The sequence below is a fragment of the Eisenbergiella porci genome (assembly GCF_009696275.1).
GTDB classification, from domain to species: Bacteria; Bacillota; Clostridia; order Lachnospirales; family Lachnospiraceae; genus Eisenbergiella; species Eisenbergiella porci.
The window spans coordinates 12951-33131 of sequence record NZ_VUMI01000025.1 but is presented as its reverse complement, the minus strand read 5'-3'; the positions used below and the strand labels follow the sequence as shown (position 1 = coordinate 33131).

At 51.2% G+C, this 20181-nt stretch carries 14 protein-coding genes; 10 read left to right on the top strand and 4 right to left on the bottom strand.

Features of this window, described 5'->3' with window-relative positions:
* Positions 1-76 precede the first annotated feature (76 nt).
* The 5 genes from fba (at position 77) to FYJ45_RS15500 (ending at position 6807) form a co-directional block, all read left to right on the top strand.
* Complete coding sequence (fba, locus tag FYJ45_RS15520) at positions 77-940, top strand: class II fructose-1,6-bisphosphate aldolase (RefSeq protein ID WP_154465560.1); 864 nt, start codon at positions 77-79, stop codon at positions 938-940.
* A 471-nt stretch (positions 941-1411) separates the two neighbouring features.
* Positions 1412-3463, top strand: a complete 2052-nt coding sequence (locus tag FYJ45_RS15515; RefSeq protein WP_154465558.1) for a TIM-barrel domain-containing protein — start codon at positions 1412-1414, stop codon at positions 3461-3463.
* A gap of 308 nt (positions 3464-3771) precedes the next feature.
* Positions 3772-4719: a helix-turn-helix transcriptional regulator gene (locus FYJ45_RS15510; protein ID WP_154465556.1), complete on the top strand. Its 948-nt coding sequence runs from the start codon at positions 3772-3774 to the stop codon at positions 4717-4719.
* A gap of 219 nt (positions 4720-4938) precedes the next feature.
* Positions 4939-6144: a DNA glycosylase AlkZ-like family protein gene (locus FYJ45_RS15505; protein ID WP_154465554.1), complete on the top strand. Its 1206-nt coding sequence runs from the start codon at positions 4939-4941 to the stop codon at positions 6142-6144.
* A gap of 96 nt (positions 6145-6240) precedes the next feature.
* Positions 6241-6807, top strand: coding sequence for a GNAT family N-acetyltransferase (locus tag FYJ45_RS15500; RefSeq protein WP_154465552.1), 567 nt, complete (start codon positions 6241-6243; stop codon positions 6805-6807).
* Positions 6808-6950: 143 nt separating this feature from the next.
* On the opposite strand, the gene FYJ45_RS15495 is transcribed toward FYJ45_RS15500, so the two are convergent.
* The gene (locus FYJ45_RS15495; protein ID WP_154465550.1) at positions 6951-7472 is read right to left on the bottom strand and encodes a peptidylprolyl isomerase; all 522 of its coding nucleotides are present in this window, start codon (positions 7470-7472) and stop codon (positions 6951-6953) included.
* Between the two features lie 153 nt (positions 7473-7625).
* Here FYJ45_RS15495 and FYJ45_RS15490 point away from each other — a divergent pair, with 153 nt between their 5' ends.
* The 3 genes from FYJ45_RS15490 (at position 7626) to FYJ45_RS15480 (ending at position 10800) form a co-directional block, all read left to right on the top strand.
* Complete coding sequence (locus FYJ45_RS15490) at positions 7626-8588, top strand: GNAT family N-acetyltransferase (RefSeq protein ID WP_154465548.1); 963 nt, start codon at positions 7626-7628, stop codon at positions 8586-8588.
* Between the two features lie 237 nt (positions 8589-8825).
* Complete coding sequence (locus FYJ45_RS15485) at positions 8826-10514, top strand: thioredoxin domain-containing protein (protein WP_154465546.1); 1689 nt, start codon at positions 8826-8828, stop codon at positions 10512-10514.
* A gap of 10 nt (positions 10515-10524) precedes the next feature.
* Positions 10525-10800: a hypothetical protein gene (locus FYJ45_RS15480; protein ID WP_021634649.1), complete on the top strand. Its 276-nt coding sequence runs from the start codon at positions 10525-10527 to the stop codon at positions 10798-10800.
* Positions 10801-10862: 62 nt separating this feature from the next.
* On the opposite strand, the gene FYJ45_RS15475 is transcribed toward FYJ45_RS15480, so the two are convergent.
* The gene (locus FYJ45_RS15475; RefSeq protein ID WP_154465544.1) at positions 10863-11801 is read right to left on the bottom strand and encodes a LysR family transcriptional regulator; all 939 of its coding nucleotides are present in this window, start codon (positions 11799-11801) and stop codon (positions 10863-10865) included.
* Positions 11802-12147: 346 nt separating this feature from the next.
* Here FYJ45_RS15475 and FYJ45_RS15470 point away from each other — a divergent pair, with 346 nt between their 5' ends.
* Both FYJ45_RS15470 and FYJ45_RS15465 read left to right on the top strand, forming a co-directional pair.
* A complete protein-coding gene (locus tag FYJ45_RS15470) occupies positions 12148-13563 on the top strand; it encodes an MATE family efflux transporter (RefSeq protein ID WP_154465542.1) in 1416 nt (471 codons plus the stop codon).
* Positions 13564-13686: 123 nt separating this feature from the next.
* On the top strand, positions 13687-16227 hold the full coding sequence (locus tag FYJ45_RS15465; protein WP_154465540.1) for a glycoside hydrolase family 95 protein: 2541 nt from the start codon (positions 13687-13689) through the stop codon (positions 16225-16227).
* Between the two features lie 259 nt (positions 16228-16486).
* Here the strand turns inward: FYJ45_RS15465 and FYJ45_RS15460 are convergent, their stop codons facing one another.
* Both FYJ45_RS15460 and FYJ45_RS15455 read right to left on the bottom strand, forming a co-directional pair.
* Entirely contained in the window at positions 16487-16981 is a 495-nt protein-coding gene (locus FYJ45_RS15460; RefSeq protein WP_025488343.1) for an HD domain-containing protein, read from the bottom strand.
* Positions 16982-17179: 198 nt separating this feature from the next.
* Entirely contained in the window at positions 17180-19639 is a 2460-nt protein-coding gene (locus tag FYJ45_RS15455) for a cation-translocating P-type ATPase (protein ID WP_154465538.1), read from the bottom strand.
* Between the last annotated feature and the right edge of the window lie 542 nt (positions 19640-20181).

Here is a 20181-nt window from a genome sequence, read left to right as displayed (position 1 = left end):
TTCCTTTTTGAAGAAGATGGGTTATAATAACACCAGTAAAGGGAATTTATTTTACAATTTAACGGAGGTAAATAAAATGTTAGTATCAGCTAAAGAAATGCTCGACAAAGCAAAAGCAGGCCACTATGCAGTCGGCCAGTTCAACATTAATAACCTGGAATGGACAAAAGCCATTCTGCAGACAGCACAGGAACTGAATTCTCCTGTAATCCTCGGTGTATCCGAAGGCGCTGGCAAATACATGTGCGGATACAAGACTGTAGTTGGTATGGTTAACGGAATGCTGGAAGAGATGAACATCACTGTTCCCGTAGCTCTTCACCTTGACCACGGCAGCTATGACGCTTGCTACAAGTGCATCGAAGCTGGCTTTTCTTCCATCATGTTCGACGGATCTCATTATTCTATTGAAGAGAACGTTGCCAAGACCAAAGAACTGGTTGCAGCGGCTCATGAAAAAGGACTTTCCATCGAAGCTGAAGTTGGTTCCATCGGCGGTGAAGAAGACGGCGTTATCGGAATGGGCGAATGTGCAGATCCTCAGGAATGCAAGATGATCGCTGATCTGGGAATTGATTTCCTGGCAGCAGGCATCGGCAACATCCATGGAAAATATCCTGCAAACTGGAAGGGACTTTCCTTCGAAACCCTGGATGCCATCCAGCAGCTGACAGGGGACATGCCTCTCGTTCTTCACGGCGGCACAGGTATTCCGGAAGACATGATCAAGAAAGCTATCTCCCTCGGCGTTTCCAAAATCAATGTTAACACAGAGTGCCAGCTTTCCTTCGCAGCAGCTACCAGAAAGTACATCGAAGAAGGCAAGGATCAGGAAGGCAAGGGCTTCGACCCTCGTAAGCTTCTTGCTCCCGGAGCACAGGCTATCAAGGATACTGTGAAAGAGAAAATGGAAATGTTCGGTTCCGTTGGAAAAGCCTGAATATAGGTTTTATTTCTTCCGGGGACAGGCCGGATGAATGCGCTTGCGTATTTATCGGACTTTCACAGGTTTATAATTACAGATAAAATTAGAGCGTCGGCAGTATGCCGGCGCTCTTTTTAAATAGATGGGCCGGGACAGCGGGGGGGCGGCAGGTGATTTTCTGCCTGCTGCGGGAACTGTGCAGAACAGCCATGCAGATAAGAATTAAAAATGGAAGACGGTGTACCTGCAGCTTTATGCTGATGCATATTATTAAAAAAATTTTCATCCTGACAGTCAATAATATTCGGATTGACAGTTACGGACCTGCACGGTTATAGTATAAAAAAGAGCCGGTTTTACCAGGATTACCAGGAAGGTGAAAAGGTTTTGCCAGGGAGCCGGGCTGGCAGAAGGAACCGGCGGAATTGAGGTTTTGCAAAAGGGTGTTATCAAATTATGGCAATACCGCAGAAAGGATGCAGAAGGATGATAAAGAAAATAACCTATGGAGCCCCCTTCGATACGGAGGCGGTTACCGGAGCCTATGAAAGCTGGCAGGGAGAGCTGCCTTATTTTTCCCAGGAAGAGGGAAGAAAATTTTCCTACAGGATGGCGGAGGAGGATATTGTATTCGGCCTTGGGGAAAATGTGCGCGGAATCAATAAGCGAGGCTGGATTTATGAGAGCAAATGCAGCGATGATCCGAACCACAGGGAGGACAAGCGCTCTCTTTACGGCGCCCATAATTTCCTTATAGTGGATGGAAAGGAATGCTTTGGCGTGTTTTTTGATTATCCGGGTAAGCTTACCTTTGATATCGGTTATACCGACCGGAACGTGATGCTCATAGAAGCACAGACAGGGGATATTGATGTTTATGTGATCGAAGGAGAGGGGCCGGAGGACATCGCGAAGCAGTTCCGCGGGCTTGTGGGACGCAGCTACATTCCGCCCAAGTGGGCTTTCGGCTATGGACAGAGCAGATGGAGCTACATGAATGAGGATGAAATCCGGGAGGTGGTGAAGAAGCACAGGGAGGCCGGTATTCCCCTGGACAGCATTTATCTGGATATTGATTATATGGTTAGGTATAAGGATTTTACCGTAAATGAGGAAACCTTCCCGGATCTTGCGGGCTTTGCGGAAGAGATGAAGGAGCAGGGAATCCATCTGGTGCCGATAATCGATGCGGGTGTGAAAATAGAAGAGGGCTATGATATTTACGAGGAAGGCATGGCGGGCGGATATTTCTGCAAGGAAGAGGACGGCAGTGAATTTGTGGCCGGCGTATGGCCCGGGCGTGTGCATTTTCCTGATATGCTCAATGCGGATGCGAGAAAATGGTTCGGCGGAAAATATAAGGTGCTTCTTGATCAGGGGATTGAGGGCTTTTGGAATGATATGAATGAACCGGCTATTTTCTATTCCGAAAAGCATTTGCAGGAGGTTTTTGAGCAGCTGGAGGAATTCAGGGGGATCAATCTGGATAATGAAGCCTCCGCGTCCCTGAACAGGCTGGTTGGCGGACTGAGCAATAATGAAGAGGATTATAAGCTTTTTTACCATGAGCATAAGGATGGCAGGGTAAGGCATGATAAGGTACATAATCTGTTCGGATACAATATGACCCGTGCTGCGGGAGAGGCGTTTGAGGAGCTGGAGCCGGATAAGAGGATTCTTATGTTTTCACGTTCCTCCTATATCGGGATGCATCGTTACGGCGGTATCTGGACGGGGGATAATCTTTCCTGGTGGTCCCATATCCTGTTGAATCTGCATATGATGCCTTCCCTGAATATGTGTGGTTTCCTGTACACAGGGGCTGATCTCGGAGGCTTCGGCTCGAATACGACGGAGGAACTGCTCATGCGCTGGCTGGAGCTGGGAATTTTCACGCCGCTGATGCGCAACCATTCTGCCTGGGGGACAAGACGGCAGGAGGTTTACCGTTTTACCCAGACAGGGAGCTTCCGGAAAATAATTGCGCTGCGCTACTGTCTGCTTCCCTACCTGTATAGTGAATATATGAAGGCGGCGCTGAGAGATGAAATGATGTTCCGTCCGCTGTCCTTTGTGTATGCCGGGGATCGCTTTGCCCGCCGTGTGGAGGATCAGCTGATGGTGGGCGAAAGCATTATGATTGCTCCTGTGTATGAGCAGAACGCAAAGGGGCGTTATGTATATCTGCCGGAGAGAATGAAGCTGGTACGTTTCCGGGGGCCTGAGGACAGGAAGGAAGAGGTGCTTGAAAAGGGCCACCATTATGTGGATATCGCTCTGGATGAGGTGGTTTTCTTTATCCGGCCGGACCATCTGGTTCCCATGTCAAAGGGCGGAAGCTGTGTGGAAAAGGTGGATTTTGATCATCTTGGACTCCTGGGCTTTGTGGAAAAGGAAGGCTCCTATGAGCTGTATGATGACGACGGATACAGCAGGGATTATGAATCGCCTTCCCACTATACGCAGATTACTGTGGACGCAGAGGGAAGGATAAGCAGCGGCGGAGAGGGAAGCCGGAAGGAATTTTATTTGATTTGACTTCAAAAAAACGCAAAAAAAACTCCCCTGGACAGGGAGGATGCCAGGTAACTGTTTACCTGGCATTTATTATGAAAAAGCTATTTATAAAAAGTTTTGTTGTACGCTAAAGGAGGGAAGATGAAGTTGTATGTTTTTCTCGCTTCATCTTATGTTTATAGTATAGTAAAGAGAAGTGTCTAAACAGTGATTGGCAGATTAACTTTCTTTGAAATAAATATGAACAAAATATGAACGCTGTTTTTGGCAAAAACTGACAGAAAAAAACATGTTTTATACGTCTGTAATAGCAGACGGCGGAGGTGAAAATGAAGCTGGACCGACTTCTGGGAATCACAATTTATCTTTTGAACCATGAGAAAACCAGCGCCAGTACCCTGGCAAAGCGCTTTGAGGTTTCAGTACGCACGATTCAAAGAGATATTGAAGCCCTGTGTATGGCGGGAATCCCTGTTGCGGCGAGCATGGGCGCTGACGGCGGCTATGAAATACTGGATACCTTCTGCATGGAACGCCAGACCGCAGAGCAGACGGATTATCAGCATATTGTGGCGGCGCTGCAGGGCCTGCTCTCCGCATATGAGGAAGAGACGGCCGAAGATACGCTTGAAAAAATGAAGGCGTTGGCGGGAACATCCGCTCCGGAGGTAATCCTTGACTTCAGCGTGGCCAGGGAGGAAAACGGCATCAGCGGAAAGCTGGCGATTATCAGGGAATGCATGGATCAGGGGAAAAAGCTGTCCTTTCTTTATACGAATGCCGAAGACAGGGAAAAGCAGTTTGAGGTGGAGCCTGCCGCCTGTATTTTTCAATGGTACGCCTGGTATCTGGCGGCATATTATCCGGAAAAGGAAAGCTACTGTCTGTTTAAGCTGGTGAGGATGCGCACACTTTGCTGTATGGAGGAGAGGATGCAGCGCAAGCATGATGCAGGGGAGGCTGCGGAAATACTGCGCAGCAGGCCGGATACAAGAAAACAGTTGGACATCAGGCTGGAGGGCAGGAAGAAGGTAAAGGTAAAATGTATGGAATACCTGAAGGGGGAAATTGAGGAGGAGAAGGAAAACGGGGATTTCATAATGCGGCTCAGGGTGCCGGAAAATGAGCATTTCTGGTATGGGACAATTCTGGGGCTGGGAAACCAGATAAAGGTTCTGGAGCCGGAAAGCCTGAAGGAACGGATTTGCCGGGACTGCAGGGATGTGCTTGCGTGTTATGCAGAAAAGCGGCATGCGTTATATAAAAACCGAATATAAAAATTTTCCGGTGTGTGAACGGATTAGCGGGGATTATCATTATTATGAGATTATGTCTGATATGGATTCATTAAGGTCCGGAGAGGAATAGTTATGATGGTCAGGCCCCGTCTGTTACGAATATTTCTGCTGCTAAAATTCCGGGCAGGGCAACTATGACATACAGCTGTCATACTTTGGCTGGTATAATGTAAGAAATGCAGGAGAGGAAGGGCAGGTATGACAGCTGGCAGCAATTGTATATCAAAAGAGGAGGCCAGGCGTTTCCTGGTGAAGTACCATGGACTGGACGGCAGCCAGGGGCTGTCGGGAAAGGATGGGATCATGCGGTTTATGAACCGCGTGGGTTGTATTCAGTACGATCCGCTGAATGTGGCGGGGCGGAACGCGGACTTAGTATTGCAGTCAAGAATTGAAGGCTATCGGCCCAGGCTGTTGGAGGAGCTTTTGTATACGGATCGGAGCCTGGTGGATGGCTATGACAAGATGATGTGCATTTACAGGACGGAGGATTTCGGAAGGATGGCGCGGGTCAGGAAAGCGGCGGCGGATGGCGCGGCGGCTGTGATGCGGCGCCGGGGACAGACGGAAGCGCTGGAGCTTCTGGATGTGATACGGGAGGATATCCGCAGGAACGGGCCTGCCCAGGCGAAGGATTTTTCCATCGGCTGTAACCGGAAGGGAAGGTGGGGGCCGAAAAAGCTGTCCAGCTCGGCGCTGGATTATCTTTACAATACGGGTGAGCTGTCGGTTGCGGGAAAAACAGGCACTCAGAAGATATTTGATTTCACTGAAAATCTGTTTCACGAAGTAAGGACAGAGGAATTCCAGGGAGAGGATGGAGAGGCAGCTTTTTTCCGATGGTATGTGAAGCGCAGGATTGGCAGTGTGGGAATGCTGTGGAATAAAAACGGAGGCGCCTGGCTGGGGCACTTTGTATCGGACAGGGAGCGGCGCGGGGCGTGTATCCGGCAGCTTTTGGATAGGGGTGAGCTGCGGGAATTCCGGGTGGAGGGGATTGAAGAGCCTTTTTATATGCGCACAGAGGATGCGGATGTTCTGAACAGGCCGTTTCAGGAGGGAAGGACGGCTTTTATGGCGCCGCTGGATAATCTGTTGTGGGACAGGGAGATGCTGCGGGTGCTGTTTGATTTTACCTACAGCTGGGAGGTATATTTGCCCGCAGATAAAAGAAAATTCGGTTACTACGTACTGCCTGTGTTGTATGGAAGCCGGTTTGCGGGAAGGTTTGAGCCGGAGCAGTATCGGCAGGGGGATTCTGTGCTGCGGATTAAAAACTGGTGGTGGGAGGAAGGCTGCGGGGGTGACATGGATATGCGGGAGTCTCTGGCGGATGCATGGAAACGGTTCGGGGCGTATCTCGGCGCTGAGAGAACGGAAGGGACAGCGCAGGTGATTAAGTAAAAGGTTAAGCAGAACATCAAGTAAAACAGCATGTCAAATATCAAGTGAAAGGTTAAGCAAAACATTGGGAAAAACAGTGGGAAAGGGAAGGGCAATATGAAAGATGTGTATGTAGAATGTCCGGTATTAGGAAACGAGGCTTTTTTGCTGCAAAGAACGGTGATGGCGGATGCTCAGGAGCTTCTGGAGGTTTATTCTGATGAGAAGGCGGTGCCTTTTTTCAACAGTGATAACTGTAACGGGGACAATTTTTTTTACAGGACGCTGGAGCAGATGCAGGCAGAGATAAACTTCTGGGAAGCTTCTTATCGGAGCAGGGCATTTGTCAGATGGAGTATTTTTGACCGGAGCAGCGGCAAGGCGGTGGGAACGATTGAAATGTTCTGCAGGATGGCGGATGATTTTTTTAATAAGACGGGGCTGCTGCGGCTGGATTTAAAAAGTGAGTATGAGAAGGAAGATGTGATCTGCAGTATTTTGGAGCCGCTGCTGGAGCAGGCGCCGGAGCTGTTCGGGTGTGAATCTGTTTCCACCAAGGCGGTGAAGGAAGCGGCGGAGAGGCGGAAGGCTCTGGAACGTCTGGGATTTAAGGAGACGGCGGAAAAGCTGAAAGGCCATGATGGGACGGCCTATGGTGATTATTTTATGCTGCGGTGTGAGTGAGGAAAAGTCCATGATTCAGCCGGAGCCGGAGGCGGCAGCAGGTTCAGGATTATCTGAACTGTTACGTAAATACGCTTTCCGGCTCCGGCTGAAATTTTTGGGAAAAGCCTGTGTAACCATCCGGCTGCCCGGACGGCTATAGCTTACATTTTTTCCGGTTCCGGATAATCCACACCGAAGGTTTCCACGGTCATGGTTTTGATGCGCTGATCCTCAAGCGGGCGATCGGAATAATCCGTGCGGGTTTCAGCGATGCTGTTTACCACGTCCATTCCTTCGATGACCTTTCCGAAGGCTGCATAGGAGCCATCCAGATGGGGTGAATTTTTATGCATGATGAAGAACTGGCTGCCTGCGGAGTTGGGAGCCATGGAACGGGCCATGGAAAGAACGCCTTCCGTGTGCTTCAGGTCATTTTTTACACCGTTCTGGAAGAATTCTCCTTTGATGGAGTAGCCGGGGCCGCCGGTTCCGTTACCAACCGGGTCGCCGCCCTGGATCATAAAGCCTTTGATGACTCTGTGGAAAATCAGCCCGTCATAGAAATTCTTATTGATCAGACTGATAAAGTTATTTACGGAAATAGGGGCGATTTCAGGATAAAGCTCTGCCTTTATAACATTTCCGTTTTCCATGGTGATTGTTACAACGGGATTCTGTGCCATAAATAAAACTTCCTTTCTGGTATTTATTTGGTTACAATATAACTGTTCAATGTCCTCACAGTTACGTTGCAATAAGCCTATGCGGCAAGGCGCATGGCCGACAGGTCTATTGTAGCCGAAATGCGGGAATTCGTAAAGGGAGCTAACCGGTTTATGTTGGAAAAAGTGATTGTGTCGCTGGAAAAAGAGGCGGCGGAAGATAAAATAAAGGAACTTAGGGAGAATCTTGCACTGTATCAGACGGAGCTGCTGGTGGATACAGGGCTGTGTGGGGGGAAAAAACGGGCAGGTAAGGCGGGAAATGCAGATAAGGCGGATAAGGCAGACAAAGCGGATAAGACAGACAAAGCAGATAAGGCAGACAGGACGGATAAAACGGTTGGGGCGGGCCGGATTGCTGAGGGAAAAGCTTCCGGGAAAGACGCTGCCGTCTACATTACGGACAGGCCTGATGCGGTCAGGGCGGCAGCGGGAGAAGATGCCTGCATTTTGTTGTATCTGACAGAAGAAAACAGGGGCAAAGTATGGGGGGATATTCCTTATGCGGTGGAAGGCCTGGAAGGCCTGGACGGAGATTTCCTGGAAAAGGTCTATCAGCGGCATGTGAAGGAGCCCTGGGAGATTCTGCAGACGGACCGGCTTATTGTCCGGGAAATGACAGAGGAGGATCTGGATGCGCTGTACCAGATCTATGACCAGTCGGGAATTGAGGATGTTATGGATGGGCTGTCGGAGGATAGGGAGGAGGAACGGGCATATGTCAGGGCTTATATAGAACGGGCCTATCCTTTTTACGGATTTGGGCTTTGGATGCTTGTGGAGAGGGAATCGGGCAGATGTGTGGGAAGAGCGGGGTTTTTTATGAGGGAAGGGTTCGATGAACCGGAACTTGGCTTCATTATTGCCCAGGAGGCACAGAGGAAGGGGTACTGTATGGAGGCCTGTGGCGCAATACTGGAGTATGGATTCCGGGAGCTGGGATTTGAGCGGGTGCAGGCGCTGGCGGCGGAGAGGAATGGCGCTTCTCTGGCTGTATGCCGGAAATTGGGCGGGCAGAGGAGTGGAAGCATCGTATGGGAGGGCAGAAGTTATGTACGGTTCGTATGGAGCAGGTAGCCGGAACCGGCTGTTGTGTGGTGGCAGGATGCCAGCCTGTGTCTGGGAATGGTTCTGTGCAGGCATCTGTATACGAAAATGCGCTGATTCATTCAAAATGAAGCGGTTCTGCAGGAAAAGAACGGCAGCATGGCTATTGACGTGTATGACGTGGAAAAGCTATAATTCAGTTAAATGTGCAGATACCGGACAGTGGTAAATAGCTGGTGAATTCAGAGTAAAGGCAGGGGCGGGAGTATGAGGAAAGCAGCGGCAGCGGTTCTTGTTATTGTGTTGTTGGCGGCGGCAGGTTTCTTTGGACTGTGGACAGCGGGGAAAAAAGAGGCTGATGCGGACACGGAACCGGAAAAAACAGTGATTTATTTTTTCCATAATAATCCCTGTGAATCCTGCCACGAGGGTGAAAAATTCAGGGAGCTGGTCAGGGATACGCTTGCGGAAAAGCAAGACAACATTCCCTACTGGATAGATGAATATTATATTTACCGGCCGGAAAATAAGGAAAAAATGAACCGGCTCATGGAAGAGAGGGGAATTTCTCAGGAGGATATTTCCTATCCGCTGGCAATTATAGGAGAACGCTGTCTGATTGGCTATACCCAGATAAGAGAGGAATTATACGACAGCCTTAAGTTGGCTGCTGAAAAAGGAAGCAGCGGAGAGGCAGGGTCGGGGAAAACAGCCGGATACGGGGCGCAAGAGGAAGGGGAAGCAGCCGTAGACGGAGTGGTAAAGGCCGGGGAAGAAGATTCTGTCAACGGGGGAAACGCCGGAATGAATGGAAGCAGCGAAAGCGGTTTCCGCTGGAAAACCCAGGATTCCATACATATTCTGCTGTTTATCACGGAAAGCTGCAACAGCTGTGAGAAGGCAAAGGAATATCTGGCAGGACTGCCGACGGAAGCTGTAGCGGACGGGAGGAGCTATCCCGTTGAGCTTGGTGAAATTTCCGTGATGGAGGAGGACAATGCGGAGTACCTGATGGAGTTGTATGACTCCTACCAGGTGCCGCCGGCAGATCAGAAGGTGCCTGTGGTATTTATCGGAACTCGCTATCTTGCTGGAGAAAAACAGATCCGCAGCGGGAGGCTGGAAGAGTATATTAATGCACTGGAAGGCCTTGGGGCGCTGTATCTGCCTTCGGACGGCAAGCCGGCGGATGGGGGACGGGTGCCTGGCAGCGCGGCGGGAAAAGGCTTCGAAGGAGCGGTTTCTGTCGGAAGCATCCTTCTTACGGGGCTGCTGAATGGCCTGAATCCCTGTGCGCTTTCCATGACGCTTCTGTTCCTTTCATTGCTTGCGGCGGCCGGCGGCCGTTTCCTGCGGTACGGTTTCTGTTTCCTGGCTGGAAAATTTGCGGCTTATCTGGGACTGGGACTGGCAGTTTCCGCAGCCGCATCGGCTATACCCTTGGAGGCCTTCGGACTGGCCCGGAATATATTGAATGTAATACTGGTATGCTTTTGCCTGGCAGCGGCACTGGGAAACATCTGGGATTTTGTCCAGATAAAAAGAGGAAATTATGGGAAGGTCAGAATGCAGCTTCCCGCAGGGCTGCGCAGATGGAATGAAAAGCTTCTGCAGTCCACAGTCCGTCCGGGGCTGGGAGGGCTGCTTTTCCTGGCTGTATTCGGCGGGAGCGTGCTGGTTTCCCTGGGGGAATTTTTCTGCACAGGGCAGATTTATCTGGCTTCCATACTGCGCTGGGTGCAGACGGATGCGCAGAAGGGCATTCCGGTCTTCGTCTTTTGCCTGTATGTGGGAGCTATGTGTATTCCTGCGCTGTTCATCATTCTTCTGGTTGCAGGAGGGAAGAGCATCCTGGCGCTGTCGGAAGGAAGCCTGCGGCGGATGCCGGCGGTAAAGCTGTGCTATGCGGCGCTGTTTATTGTGTTTGCTGTATTTTCTCTGTATATGCTGATTTAGGGGGAGAAACATGTTTGGGAAAAAGAAAAAGCAGGAAAATGAAATCTGCGTCCGGTTGGGAGAACATGAAGTTTACAGGGGAACGCTGACCGATTTGCCGCTGAAGGAAGAGATTATCCTGGAAAAGAGCGAGGAATTTTTCAATGATCCCAATCCCTGCTTTATCCACAGGAGCGCTGTCAGGGTAAGGCTGCTGGCAGAGCTGGAGGAGGCCGCAGGGCGCGGAGAATGGGAGCTGTGGGAAAAATATATGGGAGTGGCAGTTGACAGTGTGGACTTCGGGTAAGGCCAGGGAAAGATGGACTGCCAGGACATGCGCGGGGTGACACAATTATCAGGGACTGCCGCTTACCGGCAGTCCTTCTTTATACAGGAAGGTTCTGCAAAATCAGAAAACAGCCGCAAAAAGGCGTTCCCGGCAAGGGACAGCGGCGTATCGGTGCGGGATATGACGCAGATTTCCCGTTCGGGAACTGTTTCCGTCAGCCGGATTTGAAAGACGCTTCCTTCCTCCAGCGCACTGCGGGCGAAGGCGCGGGGGACAAAGCCCACACCCAGATTATTGGCGGCCATAGGGGTGATCAGGTCGGTGGTGGCCAGCTCGATGTCCGGGCTTACAGCCAGATGGAACTGAAGAAGAAAATCATCCAGGAACTGTCTGGTGACGGTGCCCGGCTCCATGCAGATAAAAGGGTAGCCGCAAAGCTCCCCCGGCGTGACGCTTCGGCCGGCCAAATCGGAAAAGTCATTTCCGGCGATGAAAATATCCTGAAAGCCGGCCAGCCTGGTAACGGAGAATTTATCCTGTGGCAGGAAAGCCCCCTTATAACCAGGACGCATGACCAAAATAGCGAAGTCAATATGGCCGGAACGCAGGGCTGCCAGGGCAGTGGGGGTGCTGCTGTTGCTCACCTTGATCTTCACCCCGGGATGCAGGGTTTTAAATTCCTTGAGGAAGGGCAGCAGGAAAAAGTGCAGGGTGGTTTCGCTGGCGCCGATTCTCACCTGGCCCTCCAGCAGTTTCTTTTTTGCCTTCAGCGCGTTTTCCGCTTCAAAAATGTGCTCACAGGCGGCCCTGACGTGCTCATAGAGCATGGCGGCCTCGGGGGTCAGGGAAACACCCTTGCGGGAGCGCTGGAACAGCACGCAGTCCAGCTCCTGTTCCAGCATCTGTATGGCGTGGGTGACTGTGGGCTGGGTCACGTAAAGCGCCTTTGCGGCCTCCGTAAAGCTTCCCAGCCTGGCAACATAATAAAAAGTTTTGTAAGAATCAAAGCTCACGCTCATTCGGTATTCCTCTCATAGGCAGATATATTTCTGCTTTTTCCAACACTGCCCTCGTCAGCATTTATCCCGGTTTATATCATGAAAAGATACAATTATAGATAAAATCTATGTAATACATAGAAATGATTGATTTTATTTATCTTTTTAGAAGTAGTATAATACAGGACGGTTTGAAAGGCAAATGTTATGCGGAGGTTTTGTCCGCCGGTGTTACAATATGGATGCAGTTACAGGGTGGTTGTAATTACAGAGCGGCTGCAGGCTGCATAGTAACCCGCCGGCGGCCAGGAAGCCGGAACAGAACAGAAATGGCCGGCATGACGGCAGAATGAGAGAGGTAAGAGTGATGAATAAGGACCTGACGGTAGGAGAACCGCAGAGCGTACTGTGGAAATTTTCGATTCCTATGTTTGTAAGCGTGATTTTCCAGCAGATGTATAATATTGCGGACAGCGTGATTGCGGGGAAATTTGCAGGAGAGGACGCGCTGGCTGCGGTAGGGGCTTCTTATCCCATTACCATGATTTTTATGGCGATTGCCGTGGGAAGCAATATCGGCTGCTCCGTAGTGATTTCCCAGTATTTCGGCGCGAAGTGGTATGACAAAATGAAAACGGCGGTGTCCACCACGCTGATCGCTTCCCTGGCTCTTTCCCTTGTGCTTACTGTCGCAGGGCTTCTGGGCAGCAGAGGCCTGATGGTGATGATCAACACACCGGATAATATTTTTGCGGACGGGGATCTGTATCTGCGGATTTACATCGGCGGATTTGTATTCCTTTTCCTATATAATGTGGCAACAGGAATTTTTACCTCCCTGGGGGATTCCAAAACGCCGCTGTATTTTCTGATTGGTTCCTCCATCGGAAATATTTTACTGGATACGCTATTTGTGGCGGTTTTCCACTGGGGCGTGGCCGGTGTGGCGTGGGCTACCTTCCTTGCCCAGGGCGTTGCCTGCGTGCTGGCGCTCGTTACCCTGAAAAGAAGGCTGGCCTCTGTTGAAACGACTGGTAAGGCGGCGCTGTTTTCATGGAATATGCTTGGGAAAATCAGCAGAATCGCAGTGCCCAGTATTTTGCAGCAGTCCTTTATCTCTATCGGAAATATTTTCATCCAGGGCCTGATAAATTCCTTTGGTTCTTCTGTTATCGCCGGTTACTCTGCGGCGATTAAGCTGAATACCTTCGCCATCACCAGCCTGACCACGCTGGGAAACGGAACGAGCAGCTTTACGGCACAGAATCTGGGCGCGGGAAAGCAGGGGAGAGTGAAAGCGGGCTTTGGCGCAGCTGTGAAGCTGGCGTTGATTATTACGGTACCCTTTTTTGTGGCTTTTTTCTTCGGCAGCCACGTCATGCTGTCCCTGTTTATGAATGAAGGCAGCACGGTAGCAATGGAAACGGGCATGGAATTTTTAAAAATTGTATCGCCCTTCTATTTCGTGATTTCCCTGAAGCTGATGGCGGATGGTGTCCTGCGCGGAGCCGGCGCAATGAAGTCTTTTATGATAGCTACATTTTCGGATCTGCTGCTTCGCGTTATCCTGGCATTTATTCTGGCAGGCCCCTTCGGAACGCTTGGAATCTGGCTGTCCTGGCCGATTGGCTGGATGGTGGCCATGGTGCTTTCCCTTTCCTTCTATAAAAAAGGTGTCTGGAAGAGCAGTGCGCTTACGGACAGCGCGGAGGATATGGAAGAGGAGGCTCCCGAACTGGAGACAGAAGGAGCGCTTTTGTTCATGGAAGAGGAAAACGCATGAAATATTGTAACCGGATGTGAAGAAATGTTCCTTTCCATTTTTCCCCGAATGTGGTACAAAGAAGATAGGCTGCCGCACATAAAGAAGAATTAACCGGGCAGCGGGAAAAGGGGAAACAAGGGAATGAAGGATTATCTGCTTTGGGAAGATAAGCCTGCGGAAAAATTCTGTGACGCCCATTATCTGGGCAATGGCAGGCTTGGCATGTCGGTGATGGGAGGCGCGCCGCTGGAAGAGGTCTATATCAACGACGACACTCTCTGGTCGGGCAGCGAGGAATTCTATCTGAATCCTCAGCATTATGACAAATTTGAAGAGGCAAGAAGGCTTTCCCTGGAAGGAAAGGTGAAGGAAGCCAACAATATCATTAATAATGATATGGAAGGGCGCTGGTTTGAAGCGTATCTGCCTTTGGCAAGCCTGCATTTAACTGTGGGGCAGGCAAATAACAGACGGAATATGCCGCTAAAGATGGTGATAGAGCCGCAAAATGATGATATCAGCAATTACAGAAGGCAGCTGCAGCTTGGAACTGCAGTGGAGACTGTTTCCTGGGTGAGGGATAACATTCGTTATACCAGGGAATATTTCGTCAGCTTTCCGGATAATAAAGCATTTATTTACTGTACCGCAGAAAGGGAAGAAGGCGGAGCGGATGGAGAAAAACTGCTGGATTTCGCTTTTGGCCTGGACTCCTCGCTGCATTATGTTAACGGGACACAGGACGGGGAGGCTTATTTGACAGGGATTGCCCCTGATCATGCGGAACCCAATTATACGGCGGTTACGCCCCGCTTCATCTACAAGGCGCCGGAGGAATCGGATGCCATACGTTTTGCCTGCTGCGCCAGAGTGGTATCCTGTGACGGGAAGGTTTTTTCCGATGGGGCCAGGGTATATGTGAACCATGCAGGCTATGCGCTGATTGCCGTACAGGCAAAAACGAATTATGCAGGTTTCCGTAAAGAGCGTGACAGGGATGCAGGAAAGCTTCTGGAACAGATCCGGCAAGATCTGGACAGCCTTGAGGCAGCGTACGGGAGCACAGTCGGGGCTGCCGCGGAGTCCATAAGCTATGGTCCCATAAAAAACAGGCATATTTCGGATTACCAGTCGCTTTATAACCGGCTGGATCTGGATTTGGGACGGGAGCTTAGCGGGAACCTGCCAACAACACAGCGGCTGGCCTACTGCGCCGAGGGTGTGGACGATCCGTCCCTGGCCGCCTTGCTGCTGCAGTATTCCAGATATCTGACCATTGCCGGTTCCCGGCCGGGCACACAGGCGCTGAACCTGCAGGGTATCTGGAATGATACGCCCGCGCCTCCCTGGTCCAGCAATTATACCAATAACATTAATGTGGAAATGAATTACTGGCCCTGTGAGGCGTTAGGGCTTCCCGAATGCCATCTGCCCATGATGGATCTGCTGACGGAGCTTTCCGAAAGCGGGAAACAGACAGCCGAAGGCTATTATCATAGCAGGGGCTGGGTAACCCACCATAATGCGGATCTGTGGCGTTCTACGGAGCCAAGCTGTGAGGATGCTTCCTGGAGCTGGTGGCCCTTCGGAGGCGCATGGATGTGCCAGCATATCTGGACGCATTATGAATTTACCCGGGATGAGGCATTCCTGCGGAAAATGTATCCGGTGCTCAGGGAGGCCGCGGTATTTATGCTGGATTTCCTTGTGGAAAATAAGGAAGGCTATCTGGTGACGGCGCCTTCCCTTTCCCCGGAAAACAAATTCATCACGGATGGGGAGGATACGGTAATTGAGCTTATCGACGAGGTATCCAGGGAAAGCAGATGTTCGCCCAATCACCCCAGGATCAGCGCGGTGACAATCGGATCCACGATGGATATGAGTATTTTGCGTGAGCTGTTTTCCAATGTGGCGCAGGCTGCCGATATTCTCAAGCTGGAGGACGATCCTGTCCCTGCACAGGCTCAGGAAGCCATGAAAAAATTCCCGCCTCTTCGTACCGGACGCTTCGGACAGCTGCTGGAATGGTATGAGGATTACGAGGAGTGTACGCCGGGAATGTCCCACACCTCCCATATGTACCCGGTCTATCCGGGAGAACTGATTACGGAAACCAGAACACCGGAGTTATTTGAAGCGGCCAGGCGCAGCCTGGAAAGAAGGCTTCTTCATGCCAGAAAACAGGGCGGCTGGCCCGGATCCTGGAAGATTTGCCTGATGGCCCGGTTCAAGAATCCACTGGAATGCGGCCATCTTTTAAAGAGCACGGGAGAGGGTCTGGGAGCGGGAATGATGACCAATGTGAACCAGCAGATTGACGCCATATTCGGTCTGGGAGCCGGAATCGCGGAAATGCTTCTGCAGAGTCACCAGGGCTTCATTGAGCTCCTTCCTGCGGTGCCGGTGGACTGGTCTGACGGTCATTTCCGGGGAATGCGCGCCAGAGGCGGTTTTGAGGTATCGGCTTCCTGGGACAGGGGAAAGCTTCGGACCGGAGAAATCAAAGCCCTTATCGGCGGCCCGTGCTGTGTGAAGGCAAATGGGCTGGCCGGAGTAAGCGGTCCCGGCGTAAACGTCAGGGCGCAGGACGGCATGGTTAGCTTCACTGCGGAAAAAGGAATTTCTTATGTGCTGGGATTTGACGCAGAGGAAATCGCAGGCAGGGAGTACTATATTTAACGGATAAGGGAATACCGTAATTTAACAGGCGGATGTGAGGCTGCCAGATGTGAGCCTGACGGACTGCATGACAATGAGGCGGGCAGCAGGCTTCAGGCCTGGCAGGCAGCGGAGGCCGCTTTACTATAGGATGACAAAAAAGCAAAGGATCGGCGCGGGATAAACCCGGCCGGTCCTTTGTACTGCCGTGAGGGAAACAGCGCCTTGAAAAGCGTCCTCTCCGGCACTCTTTATGCAGTTGGAAAGAAAACCTTCATCCTTACGCCGGGCTGACTGCCACGCGTCCGTCTCTTGCCAGTGCAATCGTAATATGGAATACTTCCGCACAGGCGCATATTTTGTCCGCGCCGGATATAATCCATGCTTCCCGGGATTTGGGAAGAGGTCCCAGCGGGAACATATGGGACAGTATGGCGTCCCTTTCTTTTTCGGAAATTTCAAAGGTTTCCCCACTGGTCCTGGCGGCTACCTTGGGATGGCAGAAGGCCTGCAGCTCTCTGGAGGGCCTGCCCTCTCTGGGGTCATACAGAAAGAAATCATGAAGCAGCCCCGCCCTGGCGGCTGCCTGGGCGTCGCATCCCAGCTTCTTTGCCGTAAGCCACGAGATATAGGAAACATTAATACTGTGCATCAGCCTTGTCGTGGCCACATGGTGTCTGTAGCTGTTCAGGGCCAGAAATTCTTTATTTGTGAGGATGTCGGCAACATCCTCAAGATACTCTGCGTCAATATCCTCCGACAATGTAATGTCCATCGGCAACACGTCCTTTCCATTTTGAAACGGCCGCAACATTCCGGTCTGAAACGTTACTCTTTATACTATGATTATGGCGCGTTTTTGCCAGTGAATCAATGGATTTAAGAAAGATATAAGATTTTTTTGTAACTGTTCAGTACCCCTCACAGTTACTGCCCGGAAACATTCCGGATTATCTGCCGCGACGGATTTTGGCTAATTGTTTTCCGTTCCGTATTTCTTCAGGCAGCGGTACAGACGGTTACCCTGCTCAAACAGCCACAGGGCCAGATGCATGGCGGGCTGGGCGAGGAGAAGGAATACTGCCAGAACCAGCGCGGTCTGCAGCGTCAGGGGCCGTATGCTGAAAAGCTCTCCGAAAAAGACAACACAGACCAGGGCGGCAACGGTCATGACGCCCCAGACCGTGCGCCTCTTCCAGTCAAAGGGCCTGCATACCTGATAAAGGACAAGCAGCCCCACGAAGAGGACGGTTACGGCGGAAATGCTATAAAGCTGTTCCACCGGGAAATCAAAGGCGTAGGTAAACAGCTCGATTCCCAAAACAAGAAACAGGTTTGTCAGGCCGCCGGGAAGCGCTTTGTAAAAGACATTGCTCATAAAATGCCCCTCCACACGGCTGCTGTTCGGCTCCAGCGCCAGGAAGAAGGAGGGAATGCCTATGGTCAGGGATCCGATCAAGGACAGCTGCAGCGGCAGGAGCGGATAAGGGAAGCCGGCAAACAGGCTTACTAAAGACAGCAGGAAGGAAAAAATATTTTTAACCAGAAAAAGCGATGCCGCCCGCTGGATATTATTGATAACACGCCGTCCCTCGCCAACGATGGCGGGCATGGACTGGAAATCCGAATTCAGCAGCACAAGCTGGGCGATCTGGCAGGCTGCCTGGCTGCCGGAGGCCATGGCGATGCCGCAGTCCGCCTCTTTCAGGGCAAGCACATCGTTGACGCCGTCTCCCGTCATGGCCACCGTATGCCCGTTTTTCTGCAGCGCCTTCACCAGCCTGCATTTCTGCTCAGGAGTGACGCGTCCGAAAACACGGTATTTTTCAGCCGCCGCCTCCAGGCTGCTTTCCGTTTTCAGCGTGGAAGCATCCACATAAAGCTCGGCGCCTTCAATGCCGGCCTGCCTTGCCACCTCGGATACGGTGGAAGGATTATCGCCGGAAATAACCCGGACGGATACGCCCTGCTCCTTAAAATACCGGAACGTTTCCGCGGCCTCGCCCCGAAGCCGGTTGGTGATGAGAATGAGAGCCATGGGACGGATACACGCCTCCTGCAGCCCGTCTTCCTTCAGATTGCCATCGTAAGCGGCGGCAAGAAGGACACGCATGCCCTGCTCCGCCCAGGGACGGATTTTTTTCTTAAGCTCCTTCAGACGGGACCCCATAATAAATTCCGGAGCGCCGATAAGAAAACTGCCATGCTCCTCAAAGGTGATGCCGCTCCATTTGGTATCTGAGGTAAAGGGAACGATATCAGCGGCCTCCCAGTCCGAATCCTGCCGGAAACGCTCCGCCATAGCGCGTCCCGTATCATTATCCGCATCCATATTGTCATAAAATGCGGCCAGCATTTCCGTTACCGCTTCCTCAGGGAAATTTTCCTCATCCAGCAGAATAAAACGATCCACGTCCATCCCCGGCTCAGTGATGGTGCCGGTCTTATCCACACAAAGCGTGTCCACACGGGCAAGGATTTCCACACAGTTCATATCCCGCACAAGAACCTTCCGCCTGGAAAGACGCAGAACCCCTACGGCGATGGCGATGCTTGTCAGAAGATACAGCCCCTCCGGGATCATCCCGATAAGCGCGGCAACCGTCGCCTCTACAGCCCCCTTCACCGGAAGCCCCAGCATCTGATACTGATTGATGAACAGGCAGATCCCTACGGGGACGAGCAAAATACCTATCACCCGGATCAGCCTGTCCAAAGAACGCATCATCTCGGATTTTGCCAGCTTTACATCACTTTTCGCCTCTCTTGCAAGACGGGAAGCATAAGAATCACTGCCTACCTGCGAAAGCCTGGCAACACACCGCCCGCCGTTTACAAAGCTGCCCGACTTCAGCTCGTCCCCGGACTGCTTTAAAATAGCGTCGGTTTCCCCCGTAAGCAGCGACTCATTCACAGTTACCTGCCCGGAGCAAATCACGGCATCCGCACAAATCTGGCTCCCGTTATCAAATTCCACAATATCGTCCCGCACCAGCTCTGAAGAAGGAATTTCCTCCCATTCCCCGTCCCGGATACAATGTATTTTCTGCTCTGCCAGAAGCGTGAGCCTGTCCACAGCCCTTTTGGAACGGACCTCCTGAAAAATCCCGATAAACGTATTTGCAGCGGCAATCACAAGAAAAAGCAGGTTGGTATAAGACCCCACTGCAATCAGACAGCCCCCCAGCACAACAAATACCAGGTTGAAAAAAGTAAACGTATTAGACTTAATGATATCCCCCACACTTTTCGTGGGAGAAGAATCACTGCGGTTGACATACCCGTTTTCTACCCGCAGCCGCACCTCCTCAGCATCCAGCCCGCATCCGGGATCCGCCTCCAAAACCGCGATTTCCCTGCGTTCCTCTGTGTCCACATTTCCTTTCCCTGCTTCCTGGTTTTCCAGGCTTTTGCTGTTTTTCTTCCAATTCATAAGCAATCATTCCTTCTGCATTGGTAACTGTACAATTGTTCAATTGCTTTACAGTTACCTGCTCTGCTATAACATATCCATACCCTTCCGGCCGGATCCAACTGGTTTTTCATACAGACCCCAACATATGTTATGTTATTATAACCCTCCACAACGCCTGTTCCTATACTCATTTTGCCACATTTGTCTAAATTTATGGTAATTTAAGGAATGATTAAGAATTGTTTTATAATCCGGCCTGTGAATCATTACCATCCGGAACAATAACTGCCATATCAGCCCTCCCCACCACCCCGCCGGGAAGGCAGAAAAAGCCGGGCGCAGGCTCGCGGGACAGCGGAGAGAGGCCTCCGCCCTTCAAAACTATCTTGACAGCCTCCGCCCGGATTCTTTATAATGTTCCTATCAACTTACCGGAAGAAAGGAAAAGAATTCGATGGACGACGCGGACCCTGACGGGGAAACGAACCTTTATAGACAACGAAAGCTTTTAAAGGGCATGGCCTGTTAGCATCAGCTTGACAGGCTGTGTCTTTTTGTGT

What these genes read in the sequence shown, in the direction of transcription:
- fba (WP_154465560.1), top strand. Translation starts at nt 77, where the DNA reads ATGTTAGTATCAGCTAAAGAAATGCTCGACAAAGCAAAAGCAGGCCAC.
- FYJ45_RS15515 (WP_154465558.1), top strand. Translation starts at nt 1,412, where the DNA reads ATGATAAAGAAAATAACCTATGGAGCCCCCTTCGATACGGAGGCGGTT.
- FYJ45_RS15510 (WP_154465556.1), top strand. Translation starts at nt 3,772, where the DNA reads ATGAAGCTGGACCGACTTCTGGGAATCACAATTTATCTTTTGAACCAT.
- FYJ45_RS15505 (WP_154465554.1), top strand. Translation starts at nt 4,939, where the DNA reads ATGACAGCTGGCAGCAATTGTATATCAAAAGAGGAGGCCAGGCGTTTC.
- FYJ45_RS15500 (WP_154465552.1), top strand. Translation starts at nt 6,241, where the DNA reads ATGAAAGATGTGTATGTAGAATGTCCGGTATTAGGAAACGAGGCTTTT.
- FYJ45_RS15495 (WP_154465550.1), bottom strand. Translation starts at nt 7,472, where the DNA reads ATGGCACAGAATCCCGTTGTAACAATCACCATGGAAAACGGAAATGTT.
- FYJ45_RS15490 (WP_154465548.1), top strand. Translation starts at nt 7,626, where the DNA reads ATGTTGGAAAAAGTGATTGTGTCGCTGGAAAAAGAGGCGGCGGAAGAT.
- FYJ45_RS15485 (WP_154465546.1), top strand. Translation starts at nt 8,826, where the DNA reads ATGAGGAAAGCAGCGGCAGCGGTTCTTGTTATTGTGTTGTTGGCGGCG.
- FYJ45_RS15480 (WP_021634649.1), top strand. Translation starts at nt 10,525, where the DNA reads ATGTTTGGGAAAAAGAAAAAGCAGGAAAATGAAATCTGCGTCCGGTTG.
- FYJ45_RS15475 (WP_154465544.1), bottom strand. Translation starts at nt 11,801, where the DNA reads ATGAGCGTGAGCTTTGATTCTTACAAAACTTTTTATTATGTTGCCAGG.
- FYJ45_RS15470 (WP_154465542.1), top strand. Translation starts at nt 12,148, where the DNA reads ATGAATAAGGACCTGACGGTAGGAGAACCGCAGAGCGTACTGTGGAAA.
- FYJ45_RS15465 (WP_154465540.1), top strand. Translation starts at nt 13,687, where the DNA reads ATGAAGGATTATCTGCTTTGGGAAGATAAGCCTGCGGAAAAATTCTGT.
- FYJ45_RS15460 (WP_025488343.1), bottom strand. Translation starts at nt 16,981, where the DNA reads ATGGACATTACATTGTCGGAGGATATTGACGCAGAGTATCTTGAGGAT.
- FYJ45_RS15455 (WP_154465538.1), bottom strand. Translation starts at nt 19,639, where the DNA reads ATGAATTGGAAGAAAAACAGCAAAAGCCTGGAAAACCAGGAAGCAGGG.